At 46.5% G+C, this 14,439-nt stretch carries 9 protein-coding genes; 4 read left to right on the plus strand and 5 right to left on the minus strand.

The features are described 5' to 3' along the window. Positions 1–9: 9 nt before the first annotated feature. The 5 genes from folK to sfsA all read right to left on the minus strand — a co-directional run bounded on the left by folK (position 10) and on the right by sfsA (position 4,263). Positions 10–495, minus strand: coding sequence for a 2-amino-4-hydroxy-6-hydroxymethyldihydropteridine diphosphokinase (folK, locus tag OH461_RS09610; protein ID WP_270020408.1), 486 nt, complete (start codon positions 493–495; stop codon positions 10–12). Next, positions 492–1,859, minus strand: coding sequence for a polynucleotide adenylyltransferase PcnB (pcnB, locus tag OH461_RS09615; RefSeq protein WP_270020409.1), 1,368 nt, complete (start codon positions 1,857–1,859; stop codon positions 492–494). The genes folK and pcnB overlap by 4 nt, the downstream gene beginning before the upstream one ends. An 87-nt stretch (positions 1,860–1,946) precedes the next feature. Beyond that, positions 1,947–2,837 carry a tRNA glutamyl-Q(34) synthetase GluQRS gene (gene gluQRS / locus OH461_RS09620; RefSeq protein ID WP_270020410.1) on the minus strand — a complete coding sequence of 297 codons (891 nt, stop codon included), beginning with the start codon at positions 2,835–2,837 and terminating at the stop codon, positions 1,947–1,949. A gap of 123 nt (positions 2,838–2,960) precedes the next feature. After that, positions 2,961–3,407 carry an RNA polymerase-binding protein DksA gene (dksA, locus tag OH461_RS09625; protein WP_270020411.1) on the minus strand — a complete coding sequence of 149 codons (447 nt, stop codon included), beginning with the start codon at positions 3,405–3,407 and terminating at the stop codon, positions 2,961–2,963. A 133-nt stretch (positions 3,408–3,540) separates the two neighbouring features. After that, entirely contained in the window at positions 3,541–4,263 is a 723-nt protein-coding gene (gene sfsA, locus OH461_RS09630) for a DNA/RNA nuclease SfsA (RefSeq protein WP_270020412.1), read from the minus strand. Between the two features lie 61 nt (positions 4,264–4,324). Here sfsA and hrpB point away from each other — a divergent pair, with 61 nt between their 5' ends. The 4 genes from hrpB to acnB all read left to right on the plus strand — a co-directional run bounded on the left by hrpB (position 4,325) and on the right by acnB (position 14,412). Beyond that, complete coding sequence (hrpB, locus tag OH461_RS09635; RefSeq protein WP_270020413.1) at positions 4,325–6,802, plus strand: ATP-dependent helicase HrpB; 2,478 nt, start codon at positions 4,325–4,327, stop codon at positions 6,800–6,802. Between the two features lie 31 nt (positions 6,803–6,833). Further along, on the plus strand, positions 6,834–9,194 hold the full coding sequence (gene mrcB / locus OH461_RS09640) for a penicillin-binding protein 1B (RefSeq protein WP_270020414.1): 2,361 nt from the start codon (positions 6,834–6,836) through the stop codon (positions 9,192–9,194). A gap of 68 nt (positions 9,195–9,262) precedes the next feature. Next, positions 9,263–11,530, plus strand: a complete 2,268-nt coding sequence (locus OH461_RS09645) for a patatin-like phospholipase family protein (protein WP_443088456.1) — start codon at positions 9,263–9,265, stop codon at positions 11,528–11,530. Between the two features lie 293 nt (positions 11,531–11,823). Next, entirely contained in the window at positions 11,824–14,412 is a 2,589-nt protein-coding gene (gene acnB / locus OH461_RS09650) for a bifunctional aconitate hydratase 2/2-methylisocitrate dehydratase (RefSeq protein ID WP_270020415.1), read from the plus strand. Positions 14,413–14,439: the final 27 nt, after the last annotated feature.

Raw genomic sequence — 14,439 nt, forward strand, 5'->3', positions numbered from 1 at the left:
AGGAGCTGGCTAAGATAGCCAAATACGGAGCCCATTACGATCTACTTGTGTAAGTAGTTGTTGCAGCTCAGTCCCATCAGGGAGTTGTAAATTTGGTGCGATTTCAGCAAGCGGATAGAGAACAAACTCTCTTTCTCTCATTCCATAGTGTGGAATGGTCAACCGCTCGGAATCCATCACCTCATTGCCGTAAAGGATGATATCGAGATCTAAGGTTCTTGGGCCCCAGCGTTCATCTTTACGGACGCGCCCTTGCTCTAGCTCAATCGCTTGAGTGCAATCGAGGAGTTCAAGTGGCGTTAATTCGGTTTTTATTGCCGCAACAGCGTTGATGTAGTCAGGCTGATCTTGTGGTCCCATTGGTGTGCTGCTGTAAAGCTGAGATGCACACAGGAACTCACTACGAGGGATTGATTTCAATGCTTCAATCGCGTCGTTTGCCTGACCGACAGGATCGGCAAGATTACTGCCTATCGCAATATAGGCGGTAATCATGATTCAGCTCGGTTTTTCTTGTTGCTGCTGCGTTTGTTTTTACGACGACGGTAGTTGCTCGGTTTTTGGCTGCTGCCATCCATATCTGCAACCATCGCTTGGCGCATATTACGCCCTGCGTTTTGGAATGTGTTCCACCATTTCGCCAGTTGCTCAGTGTCACCACCTTCGATTTCGCCACGCATTTCTAGGAAGTCGTAGCCCGCACGGAACTTGTTTAGCTCCATTAGGCGGAAGGCGCGTTTGCCATTGCGACGAGGTAAGCGCAATTGCAGTTGCCAAATTTCACGAATGGTTGCCGTGTGACGACGAGGAATAGCGATACTACGAACTTGGTCGTCCAAGATGTAATTACTTGCTTCCATTACCGCATCATAATGGCAAAGGTTGCGGGTCTCCATTAGCTGCTCCGCTTTCGCCAGCAGTGGGTACCACAACATCGCAGCGAACATAAACGCAGGATTGATGCGCTTACCTTCTTCTACTCGTAGATCGGTGGAATCAAGCACTAGATCGAGCATCTGCTCAGTCTTTGAATCGTACTCTTCAGTGAAGAACTCAGCTACCGCTGGGAACATCTGTTGGAACAGATTGTATTCACGCATCAGGTGGTAGGTTTCTAGGCCGTAACCTGATTGCAGCATTTTCAGTGATTCTTCATACAGACGCGCAGCAGGGATATCTTGCAGTAGATGGGCAAGTTCTTCGATTGGCGCAGCGGTGTCTTCTTCAATATCAAAATCAAGCTTCACGGCAAAGCGCACAGCGCGCAGCATGCGCACTGGGTCTTCGCGGTAGCGTGTTTCTGGATCACCAAGCAGACGGACTAACTTATCTTCAAGGTCTTCCATTCCACCGGCGTAATCGTGGATTGAGTAGTCGCCGATGTTGTAATACATCGCATTGATGGTGAAGTCGCGGCGCTCTGCATCTTCGTCGACGGTGCCATACACGTTATCGCGTAGCAGCATGCCTTCTTTTGATTGCTGAGAGACATTTTTGCTCGGCTCTTGATGGTGGCCACGGAAAGTTGCTACTTCAATAATATCGCGGCCAAACATGATGTGTGCCAAACGGAAACGACGGCCAATTAGGCGACAGTTTTTGAATAGCTGGCGAATCTGTTCGGGTGTTGCGTTGGTGGCAATATCAAAGTCTTTCGGCGCTTGACCAAGCAATAGGTCACGCACGCCACCGCCAACAAGGTACGCATCAAAACCAGCACCATGAAGTCGGTATAGCACCTTCAGTGCATTGTCACTGATCTGTTTGCGCGAAATATTGTGCTCTTGGCGAGTAATAATATTTAGAGCGAGCTCGGTGATACTCACGTTCTCGCTGGGTGTATAGTCGTTTTTATTCATGTGCTTCTGGCAAAATCAGGTTTCAAAATCCCGCTTTGCTTCCATTAAATTCTAACGCTCAGAGGCGAATTTGCGGCTAATAATAGCCTAACAAGGCCGATTTGAGAATATTGGTGTGATCTCGGTTGAATTAGGTAGCTGGGTTATCTGCCAATTACTCACTCCCCAAGCGATGATTTCCGCTAATGAGGCTTGGCAAATATCCGTATTCATTTCAAAGCCAAGAAAGCGCATTGCCTCTATTAAAGCGGGCTTTGGATTACTGTTATCAATCGCCGGAGCATGATTTTGCTTGGATAGCTTATTGCCACGTTCATCTAATGCAAGCGGCAAATGTAAGTAGCTAACTGGTTGATGGCCAAGCATTTGATACAAACTCATTTGTCGGCCAGTTGGCTCAATTAGGTCTGCACCTCGCACCACTTCAGTGACACCTTGATCAATATCGTCTAATACTACCGCAAGGTTATACGCAAATAAGCCATCGCGGCGCTTTATAATAAAATCTTCATCTGCCAATGCTTTAGGAATCGCCAGTTGACCATGTTTTTGGTCATTGAAGTGATAAACCGGGTGAGTCATCTTTAGACGAATCGCGTAAGGCTCGCTACCCGTAAGCTTTTCATCTCGGCATGTGCCAAGGTAAAAACCGCCAGAGGCTTTAATCGCTTTACGGGTGCATTGGCAGTAATAAGCTTGGCCTTGTTCTAGCCATTGCTCTATCTGTTGCTGGTATAAATCATGGCGCTGGCTTTGATAGACGACTTCACCATCCCAATGCAGTTGGTAGGCTTCTAATGTGTTCAAAATAAGTTCAGAAGCACCTGCCATTTCACGCGGTGGATCGAGATCTTCAATACGGACTAGCCATCTACCTTGTTGTGATTTCGCTTGAAAGTAGCTGCCTATAGCGGCAACAAGCGAACCAAAATGCAGCGGGCCAGAGGGCGATGGGGCAAAGCGACCAATGTAACTCATAGTAAATGCGGTTAAGTAGGTTGATGGGGCTATTATAACGAAAAACTGGGTTTCGCCAGAAAGCTAAATAATAAAACTAAAAAAGGGAGCAATACGCTCCCTTTTCTCAATATGCAGGTTTGATTAACCTTGCATCTGTCTTTCTTTGATCTCTGCAAGTGTTTTACAGTCGATACAAAGGTCAGCGGTTGGACGCGCTTCTAGACGACGAATGCCAATTTCAACACCACAAGATTCGCAGAAACCGAAATCGTCTTCTTCGATTTTAGTTAGCGTCTTTTCAATCTTCTTGATCAAACGACGCTCACGGTCACGGTTGCGTAACTCTAGGCTGAATTCTTCTTCTTGCGAAGCACGGTCAACGGGATCAGGAAAGTTAGCTGCTTCGTCCTGCATGTGGTGGACAGTACGCTCTACTTCTTCCCTGAGCTGGTCGCGCCAAGCGGTTAAAATCTTTTTGAAATGATCCAACATTTCAGGTGACATGTATTCTTCACCTGCTTTTTGTTGGTATGGTTCAACACCTGCAATGGCTAGGATGCCTAGCGCTTTTTTCTTCGATTCTGGCATGCAGCATCTCCTACTAACACCTAGTCAACTGCTTGAGCAGTTAATTTTAAGGCGGGTATCTATAGCAAAAAGAACTTTAGGAGGCAAATACTGTTGAGTAAAGTTATTGTCAATGTGAAGACGGCATCATTTTTTAACTTTGATAACAAAAATCAACAGCCTTTACGAGTTTCATCTCACATTGGGAAAGTTCTGCCTTGTAGCACAGGACTTCCACTCCTTGTTCAATCGCGGTTTTCAGTAATTGTGAATATTTGGCGTCTATATGGTGCGCTGGAGAAACTTTTTCAATACCTGAATGCAAAACAATGAATAAAAGTACCGCTCTGTTTCCATTTTTAGCCATTTCTGCCAATTCACGTAGGTGTTTTTGTCCTCGAGTGGTCACGGTATCAGGAAAGTAGCCTTGGCCTTGTTGTGCCCCTTCATCCAATAAGGTGACGCTCTTTACCTCTATATAGCATGTTGGCTTTGATTCATCGCTGAGCAAGATATCAATTCGACTATTTTCTTGGCCATATTTCACTTCAGTTCGCAGTTGAGCATAGTCTTGTAATTCAGAAATTACACCTTGCTCTACACCTTCTACTGCTAGGTGGTTGGCGCGTGCGGTGTTAATACAGATATGATGGCCTGCTGGTGTTTCGGTCAATTCCCAGCTATTTGGGTACTTGCGTTTAAGGTTGTCGGAGGTAGAAAACCACACTGTATCACCCGCAGTTGCACAACCTGTCATCGCGCCAGTGTTGGCACAATGAATAGTGCGTTCGCTGCCATCTGGCAAAGTAATGTCAGCGAGAAAGCGTTTATAGCGTTTAATAAGCGTTGCAGCTTGTAGCTTTGGTTCGAACTTCATTTTGGTCTGACTAGGATTCTTCTATACAATGTGACCATCATTACATCACAAGGCCTTTCCTTTGTCACAACTGCCCATTCAAGCTGTGTTGCCTGAGCTTTTATCAGGTGTTCGCTCTCATACTCAACTGATTGTTAAAGCGGCTCCCGGCGCTGGTAAATCAACATATTTCCCACTGCAATTACTATTAGAACAAGTGGTTGCGAGCAAAATAATTATGCTTGAGCCACGTCGTTTGGCGGCTAGAAATATCGCTCGCTATTTAGCTGAGCAGTTGGGTGAAGAGGTTGGGCAGCGCGTGGGGTATCGCGTGCGTGGTGAGAATAAGGTGAGCGCCAATACCCAATTAGAGATCGTCACCGAAGGGGTGATGACGAGAATGATTCAGACCGATCCCGAGCTTACTGGTATCGATATGATCATTTTTGACGAGTTTCATGAACGCAGTATTCACGCTGATACGGCTCTGGCACTGAGTTTGGAAATTCAAGAAGCGCTGCGAGAAGATCTTAAGCTGATCGTTATGTCGGCCACCTTAGATCAACATGCTTTGATGGCGCTCTTGCCTGAGGCTAACTATGTCGAATCTGAAGGCCGCGCTTTTGCGGTAGAAAAACGTTATCTACCGCTTAAAGCCAATGATTATTTTGTTGATGTGATGGCAAGGCAAATTACCTCATTGATGAGCCAAGAGTCTGGTTCTTTACTGGCATTTTTGCCCGGTGTTGGCAGCATTCATCAAGTACAAGAAAGGCTTACCCAACTAGCGAGTGATATTGATGTGTGCCCTTTGCATGGGCAGCTTAATTTTAAACAGCAGCAACAAGCGATTCAGCCTGCGCAGCAAGGCCGTCGCAAGGTGGTATTGGCGACCAATATTGCAGAAACGTCGTTGACCATTGAAGGCATTCGTATTGTGGTGGATTCGGGGTTAGAGCGAGTGGCGAAATTCGATTTGAAAACCGGCGTCACCAAGTTGGAACAGGTGCGTATTGCTCAATCTTCTGCTGAGCAGCGCGCTGGCCGTGCTGGCCGTATAGAAGAGGGCATTTGCGTGCGCTTGTACAGTGAAAGCCAGCTCAATCAACAGCCTGCTGTACCAAGTGCAGAAATTAACCATTCGGATTTATCTGGTTTAGCGATGGAGTTGGCGCAGTGGGGTTGTGTTGACCCATCGGATCTGTGTTGGTTGGATGTGCCTCCTGCGCAAGGCCTCAATCAAGCGAGGCAACTTTTGCAGCGTCTTGGTTTAATGGATGATAGTCATCAGCTCACGCCATTGGGTCAGCAAGCTCAACAGTTGGGCGGTGAGCCTCGATCCATGGCGATGCTGATGCATGCTAAGCAGCACTCTGGGTGGTTAGATACGGCGATAGCGGTCGCTGCTTTGATTGAAGAACCTGAGCGCAATGTGTCTGATTTGCTCCATAGTGTTCATCGATTTAAGCAAGGTAAGCACAGTAAGCAAAGTATGGTGAGTCGCCGAGCGCAAGCGCTCGGGCAGAAACTGAATTCGCCATTTAAGGCGAATAACATCAATGAGTCACTCGTGGGGTTAGTACTGGCTTTGGCATACCCTGACCGATTGGCTCAGAACCGAGGTGTCCATCAAGGTGTTAGCCAACAGGGTAAATTTATCTTAGCCAACGGTCATGGCGTTGAAGCGAGGCAAGACGATCCTATGGCTGACCAAGACTATCTGATAGCGATTGATTTAATGCGTGGTCGCTCGGACTCTTCCTTGCTTAATTTAGCCGTATCGCTCGATATTACGGATCTGCAAACAGATCTTGCTGAGTTGTTTATCGAGCAAGACGTCGCGGATTGGGATGAGAGTAAAGGCCGCTTAGTGGCTGAGCAGCGTACTTTATGGGGGCGTTTGATTATCGCTCGTAAAGCGCTACCCAACCCTCCTACTGAAAAGATGACTGAGGCTTTGCTTAACTTTGTGCGTCGTAAAGGTTTGAGTTGCTTGAACTGGACAGAGAGCGCAAGTGAACTTGTTACTCGCATTCGTTGTGCGAGCGAATGGCTACCGGAACAAGCATGGCCAAACGTGCAAGAGCAAGCGTTGCTTGATTCTTTGGAGGAGTGGCTTGCGCCGTATTTGGTTGGTGTAACCTCAGCGAAATCACTCAATAAAGTGAATCTAACCGAAGCGATTAATGCCTATCTGGGCTGGCCTTTAAGCCAAGAGATCGACCAATGGCTGCCAACGCATTACCGAGTCCCCACTGGCAGCAACAAAAAAATTCGTTATCAAACAGGGCAGCCACCCGTACTGTCTGTTCGTATGCAGGAAATGTTTGGCGAGCAAACTTCGCCAACAGTCGCATTAGGTAAGCAAACAGTAGTGGTAGAATTACTCTCTCCGGCGCAAAGACCTCTTCAATTGACCAGTGATCTTGCAAGTTTTTGGTCAGGAGCGTATTCAGAAGTTAAAAAAGAGATGAAAGGTCGCTACCCTAAACACGTGTGGCCTGATGATCCTGCTAATCATGAAGCGACCAGTAAAACAAAACGTCAGCTGCACAAGTAGTGACTGAAATAAATACAGAACAAGATAAATAATGACTAAGAAAACCACCAAAACCACACGTAAGACGCCTGCGAAAAAATCGACTAAGCGCCCTCGTGCTAAGTCGAGCAATAAAGGGAATTCGAGTAAGCAATCTTCATGGCTCAAAAAGCTGTGGAGCATTAGCTGGAAGTTAGCCATTGCAGGTTTTGCGGTTTTGCTGTTTGTCGGTATCTATCTCGATAATATTGTTAAGCAGAAATTTGAAGGTCAGCTTTTTGAGTTGCCGACCGTGGTTTATGCACGCATTTTAACGCTCTCTCCGGGCGACGGCATCAGCATCAAAGAGGTGCGTAATGAGTTGGATGTACTCAATTATCGTAAAGTTCGCCAACCTAAATATCCGGGTGAGTACTCTTCCTCTTCAACTAAGATTGAGCTAATTCGACGCCCATTTGAGTTTACCGATGGTCCAGAGCCTGATCGCCATGTGATGCTCTACTTCAGTGATAGCGGCTTGCAGCGCATCCAATCTTTAGAGACTAAGAAGGATTTTGGTTACCTACGGATCGAACCGAAAATGCTCGGTATGCTAGAGAAAAACAAAGATCAGCAGCGTTTGTTCTTACGCCGTGAAGAGTTCCCGGAAGTGATGGTGGATGCTTTGTTGGTGACCGAAGACCGAGACTTTTATCAGCACGAAGGGGTATCACCACTAGCCATTGCGCGTGCCATGGTGGTGAACTTAAAAGCTGGTCGCACGGTACAAGGTGGCAGTACGTTAACTCAGCAGTTGGCGAAGAACCTATTTCTAAATAGCGACCGAACCTTATGGCGTAAAGTACGTGAGGCTTACATAGCGCTTATTTTAGATTACCGTTACGACAAAGATCGAATTCTAGAAGCGTATTTAAACGAAGTGTACTTAGGCCAAAGCCGTGGGGAGGCGATCCATGGGTTTGGCTTGGCGTCTCGCCTTTACTTCGGTCAGCCGATTCAAGAGCTGCGCATTGATCAGTTGGCACTATTGGTAGGCATGGTAAAAGGCCCATCGTATTACAATCCTGTGCGTTATCCTGAGCGCGCACAGAAACGTCGCGATTTGGTGCTGCGCTTGATGATGCAACAAGGCTTATTAACCTCGAGCGAATATGAGCAAGCGGCCAGTCGTCCGTTAGATATTCAAAAGAACCCACAAATCGCTAGTCGTCAGCCGGCTTATTTCCAACAAGTGAAAATCGAGCTAAAGCAAAAGGTAGGGGACGCGTATGAGTCGGGCAAAGGGCTACGCGTGTTTACGTCGCTCGATCCGGTGTCACAAGATCAGCTAGAAAAAGCGATAGAGAAAAAGATCCCTCAACTGGCAAAAGTGGCAGGTAACTCGCTTGAGGGCGCAGCCATAGCGGTTGATCGCCATAGTGGTGAAATTCGAGCCATGGTGGGGGGCAAACGCACAGGTTATGATGGCTTCAACCGAGCATTAAATGCCAGTCGCCAAATTGGTTCTTTGGCAAAACCAGCCGTGTACCTAACTGCGCTGCAACAGCCTGAGCGCTATAACTTAGCGACGACGTTAAATGATAAGCCAATCAGTCTTAAGGGCTCGAAAGGCAATGTGTGGTCGCCGCGTAACTACGATCGTAAGTTCCGTGGTGATGTACCTCTTTACATTGCGCTCGCGAAATCTCTTAACGTCCCAACTGTTCAATTGGGAATGCAATTAGGCATTGATAACGTGGTGGATACCTTAGAACAACTAGGTGTGCCGCGCAGTGAAGTTCGTCCTGTGCCGTCGATGTTTTTAGGTTCATTTACCCTAACACCATTTGAAGTGGCGCAGATGTACCAAACTCTGACCAACTCGGGCAAGCAAGCGAAACTTTCCGCGTTACGTTCTGTAGTCGATATGGAAGGGGAGATCCTGTTTCAATCGTTACCTAGCGCAAAACAAACGGTTGATCAGCGCGCCGCATGGTTAACCACTTACGCGATGAAACGAGGGGTTGCTGAGGGGACGGGTCGTTACCTAAATAGTCAGTTCGCTTGGGCTGCGCTGGCAGGTAAAACCGGCACCAGTAACGATACTCGCGATAGCTGGTTTGTGGGTATTGATGGCCGAGAGGTGACTACCATTTGGCTTGGGCGTGATGACAATAAATCGACCAAATTAACCGGCTCTAGCGGCGCTCTACGCGTGTATGCGGAATATTTGCAGCATCGAATCCCGACTCAGCTAAGCTTACCTTGGCCAAAAGGCATCAGTACTTTAGGTTTTGCAAAAACTGAAAAAGGTGACTTACAGCTTGATTGTAGTAACAATTTTAAGCTGCCAGTTTGGGATGAAAATGGTAAGTTGCAGCAAGAGTGTGACAACCAACCCGCACAATGGTTGAAAAATATATTCAGCTGGTAGTCACCCAAAACAGTTTAGAAGTCATCGATAAAGGAATGTTCGTCGTGAAGAAGCTTTGCCATGCATTAATGGTTGTTTTAGTCGCTTTGCCTAGTTTAGCTCGAGCTGAAGCCGTTGCAGAGACTCAAGATGAGCGTCCTAAAGTCGCGGTTGTATTAGCTGGCGGTGGCGCTAAAGGTGCTGCCCATATCGGTGTATTGAAAGCACTTGAAGAGATGAAGATTCCAGTCGATTACATCACGGGTACCAGCATGGGTGCCTATGTGGGTGGTTTGTATGCGACGGGCATGAGCGCTGATGAAATCGAAAGTTTTATCACCACGATAGATTGGAACAATGGCTACCGAGATCGCGTTGATCGCAGTCAGCGTCGAGTGCGTGATAAAGAATATGAAGACCGTTACCAACTGACCACCGACCTTGGCTTAGGTTGGGGGGAAATCAAGGCAGCTCGTGGGGTTGTGCAAGGGCAGAACATGCTAAAAATCTTGCGTGAAACCTCAGGGAACTTACCTGCATTCAGCTCATTTGATCAACTGGCTATTCCTTACCGTTCTGTGGCGACAGATATCGTCAAGTTAGAGCCTGTGATTATTTCTGATGGCTTCTTGGTTGATGCCATGATGGCAAGTATGTCAGTACCTGGCGCTCTACCTCCTTATCAGCTTAACGATCGTCTGCTGGTGGATGGCGGCGTGACCAACAACATGCCCGTCGATGTGGCCCGTGATCTTGGCGCAGACATCGTTATCGCGGTTGATATCAGTACTGACTATAAAACCGAAGAAGACTTTACTGATTTATTTACCGTGGCCGATCAACTGTCTAACTACTTAGTGCGCCGCAGCACTGCGAAGCAAGCAGAAACCTTATCTGAGGACGATATTTTACTGCGTCCAGAGGTGGGTGAAATGGAAACGACAGAGTTTGATCGTATGCCAGAGGCGTATCAGACAGGTTACCAAGTAGCTTTGAGAGCGAAAGAGCAGCTTGCCGCGTTATCTGTGTCTAGCACGGAATATCAACAATACATCGACCGTAAGCAACACGCGCGTAAACAATTGCGTTATGGTGATGAAATTGTAGTAAGTGATGTGGTGGTCAACAACAACACTCACTACACCGATGATTTGCTTGAGAATCGCCTAAACTTAGACGCTAACCAAATACTAAGCACCGCCGAAATTGAACGCAGTGTGCAAGATTTGTATGCCTTAGACCGCTTTGAACTGATTACTTATCAGTATGAAAAGCGTGATGACGAAGATGTGCTTGTCGTTGATGTAAATGAGAAAGCGTGGGGGCCAAACTACGTTAATTTCCGTTTCTTCCTCGAAGATGACTTTAGTACCGATAGTCAATATTCGATTGGTGTATCAACGAACTTTACCGATTTAAATTCTCACGGTGCAGAGCTGCGCGCTAACGTTGAAATGGGCACAGACAAAGCGTTCGAGGCAGAGCTATTCAGCCCGTTTTTCTCTAGTCAAAAGGCATTTACCACTTTGGGTGTTAGCTATAGTAACCAAAACCGAAATGCTCCGGTAAATGGATTTGATGATACTACACTTGAAGCAACGCAGGACTTTTTACCTGTGACATATACTGAGTGGGTAGCGGAGGTCGCTTTAGGTTACCAGCAAACCCTATGGCGTGAGTTTAAATTGGGTGGTCGTTATACCGATGGCGATGGTGGTTTTTCATCATTACCTTCGTTAGGCGATGCATCTTTTAAGCGTTTAGGTGTGTTTGCTAACTATCGAATTGATACATTGGATAGTTTTAGTCTTCCGACTCGAGGTATGTATCTAGATTTGGATTACTTGATTTCTCGTGATGAAATATCAGGTAATTCGATATTGGTTGAAGGCAGTGAAGAGAACGATACGGTTTATGAGTTTGGTGCAACCTTTATCGGTGCTTATAGTGTCGATCGCCATACTTTGGTCGCAACTGTTGATACTGGCTTTATCGAAAGTCAAAAATCCAGTCTACCTATCGATCCAAAGGAGCTAGGTGGTTTCTTAAATCTATCTGGAATTCCGAGAAATAGCTTAGTTGGACAAAACAAAGCATTTGGTAGTTTGGTTTACCGCTACCGTTGGTTTGACAACGATTTCGGTCTGTTTACCTCGCCGTTCTACGTTGGCGCATCATTAGAATACGGCGGGGTTTGGTCTGACCCCGATATCAAATTAGAGGATGCACCTTTGTATGTTGGCGGCTCGTTGTTTGCGGGTGTTGATTCGCCACTCGGGCCAATTATGTTGGCTTATGGCCGTACTGAGAATGAGTTTGATTCAGTGTATTTGATTATAGGGACAACATTCAAATAGCTGAAATAAATAGACAAATTGCCTTTTTGGTAGTTTATTTGTTAGGTGCGATAGCAGATGAAAACATAGGACTTTAGTCTTAAGTTGCTATGTTGGTCAAAATGATGAGATTTTAATTTATCGTTAAATTTGCTATCATGCCGCCCACAGTTTGGCCTCTCTGGCGCTGTTTATCAGTCTAAAAAGAATGACAAAAGTGGCAATGGAGAGCCAAAGTTTCCAAGGATGTTGCTCCTCAGGTTTATTAATAGAAATTATAAATTGAGGAGGGACCGCAATGAGAGGAATAAGTCGTGCTTGAAGCCTACCGTAAACACGTCGAAGAACGTGCTGCCGAAGGAGTAGTACCTAAACCACTAGATGCTGAGCAAGTTGCAGGACTTGTTGAGCTGCTTAAAGCCCCGCCACAAGGTGAAGAAGCCTTTATTCTTGATCTTCTTGAAAATCGAATTCCACCGGGTGTAGATGAAGCCGCATACGTTAAAGCGGGTTTTTTAACTGCCGTTACTAAGCAAGAAGTCGAATCACCATTGGTGAGCCGCGAGAAAGCAGCCGAGCTTCTTGGCACTATGCAGGGTGGGTACAATATTGAACCTTTGGTTGCCCTTCTTGATGATGAGCTACTTGCTCCTATCGCAGCAAAAGCGTTATCACATACTCTGCTGATGTTTGATGCGTTCTATGATGTGGAAGACAAAGCCAAAGCAGGCAACCAGTACGCTAAACAAGTTATGCAGTCTTGGGCGGATGCTGAGTGGTTTACTTCGAAAGAAAAAGTCGCAGAAAAAATCACCGTTAAAGTCTTTAAAGTCACCGGTGAAACCAACACCGATGATTTGTCACCAGCCCCTGATGCGTGGTCTCGTCCTGATATTCCTGTGCATGCTAAAGCGATGCTTAAAATGGAACGTGATGGCATCAACCCAGATGAACCTGGTAGCGTAGGGCCAATCGCTCAAATAGAAGAACTGCAAAAAGACGGTATTCCACTGGCTTATGTTGGCGACGTGGTTGGTACTGGTTCTTCACGTAAATCGGCGACCAACTCAGTATTGTGGTTCATGGGGGATGACATTCCTTACGTACCAAACAAGCGCACTGGCGGTATTTGTTTAGGTGGTAAGATTGCTCCAATCTTCTACAACACGATGGAAGATTCAGGTGCACTACCGATTGAGCTTAACGTACAAGATATGAATATGGGCGATGTAATTGACATCTACCCATACGAAGGCGTTGTACGCAAAGGTGATGCGAAAATTTCTAGCTTTGAACTAAGCAAAGTATTGCTTGATGAAGTTCGTGCTGGTGGGCGTATTCCACTGATTATCGGTCGTGGCCTAACTAGCCGTGCTCGCACATCGCTTGGCTTAGAAGAAACCGATCTATTTGCTAAACCTGTAGATCCAACTGCTTCAAATAAAGGCTATACCCTAGCTCAAAAGATGGTTGGTAAAGCATGTGGCGTTGAGGGTGTTCGCGCTGGTCAATACTGTGAGCCAAAAATGACCACCGTGGGTTCTCAGGATACCACTGGCCCAATGACGCGTGATGAGCTGAAAGACCTTGCTTGTCTTGGCTTCTCTGCTGACCTTGTAATGCAGTCTTTCTGTCACACGTCTGCTTACCCTAAACCGGTTGATGTAAACACTCACCACACGCTTCCTGATTTCATTATGAACCGTGGTGGTGTGTCACTTCGTCCGGGCGATGGTGTTATTCACTCGTGGCTAAACCGTATGCTACTACCAGATACTGTCGGTACAGGTGGTGACTCACATACTCGTTTCCCTCTGGGTATTTCATTCCCAGCAGGTTCAGGCTTGGTTGCATTCGCAGCAGCAACCGGTGTTATGCCATTGGATATGCCAGAATCTATTTTGGTTCGCTTTAAAGGCGAAATGAAAGAAGGCATCACTCTACGTGATTTAGTCCACGCGATTCCTTACTACGCGATTCAACAAGGTCTACTGACCGTTGAAAAGGCAGGTAAGATCAATGAGTTCTCAGGTCGAGTACTTGAGATTGAAGGTGTCGAGCATTTAACCGTTGAGCAAGCATTTGAGCTATCAGATGCATCAGCAGAACGCTCTGCTGCGGGTTGTACCGTTAAACTTTCTCAAGAGTCGATTGAAGAATACCTTAACTCGAACATCACCATGTTGAAGTGGATGATCTCTGAAGGCTACGGTGACCGCCGTACTATCGAGCGTCGTATTACAGCGATGGAAGAGTGGGTTGCAAACCCAGAGCTAATGGAAGCGGATTCTGATGCGGAATACGCGCACATCATTGAAATTGATTTGGCTGACATTGATGAGCCAATTCTATGTGCGCCAAATGACCCAGATGATGCGCGTCTGTTGTCTGAAGTTCAAAATACCAAGATTGATGAAGTGTTTATCGGTTCTTGTATGACGAACATCGGTCACTTCCGTGCGGCAGGTAAACTGCTTGAGAAGTTCAATGGTCAACTTGATACCCGTCTATGGGTTGCGCCACCAACGAAGATGGACAAAGACCAACTGATTGAAGAAGGTTATTACGGTATCTTCGGCCGTGCAGGGGTTCGTATTGAAACTCCGGGATGTTCACTCTGTATGGGTAACCAAGCGCGTGTGGCAGATAAAGCAACAGTGATGTCTACTTCAACACGTAACTTCCCGAACCGTTTAGGTACAGGTGCGGATGTGTACCTAGCGTCTGCTGAACTTGCAGCGGTAGGTGCGATTTTAGGTAAGATTCCAACTAAGGAAGAGTATCTACAGTACGCGCAGCAGATTGATGCGACAGCGGCTGATACTTACCGTTATCTAAATTTCCATCGTATGGGTCAGTACACGCAAAAAGCAGACACGGTTATCTTCCAAGAACCGGCTTAATCAGTATTGATAGCAATAAAAAACCGC

The organism is Vibrio sp. LaRot3 (assembly GCF_027587025.1).
Taxonomy (GTDB): domain Bacteria; phylum Pseudomonadota; class Gammaproteobacteria; order Enterobacterales; family Vibrionaceae; genus Vibrio.

Excerpts from the sequence above, each read along its gene's own strand:
- OH461_RS09645 (WP_443088456.1), top strand. The coding sequence starts at position 9,263 with ATGGTTGTTTTAGTCGCTTTGCCTAGTTTAGCTCGAGCTGAAGCCGTT.
- dksA (WP_270020411.1), bottom strand. The coding sequence starts at position 3,407 with ATGCCAGAATCGAAGAAAAAAGCGCTAGGCATCCTAGCCATTGCAGGT.
- pcnB (WP_270020409.1), bottom strand. The coding sequence starts at position 1,859 with ATGAATAAAAACGACTATACACCCAGCGAGAACGTGAGTATCACCGAG.
- gluQRS (WP_270020410.1), bottom strand. The coding sequence starts at position 2,837 with ATGAGTTACATTGGTCGCTTTGCCCCATCGCCCTCTGGCCCGCTGCAT.
- folK (WP_270020408.1), bottom strand. The coding sequence starts at position 495 with ATGATTACCGCCTATATTGCGATAGGCAGTAATCTTGCCGATCCTGTC.
- sfsA (WP_270020412.1), bottom strand. The coding sequence starts at position 4,263 with ATGAAGTTCGAACCAAAGCTACAAGCTGCAACGCTTATTAAACGCTAT.
- mrcB (WP_270020414.1), top strand. The coding sequence starts at position 6,834 with ATGACTAAGAAAACCACCAAAACCACACGTAAGACGCCTGCGAAAAAA.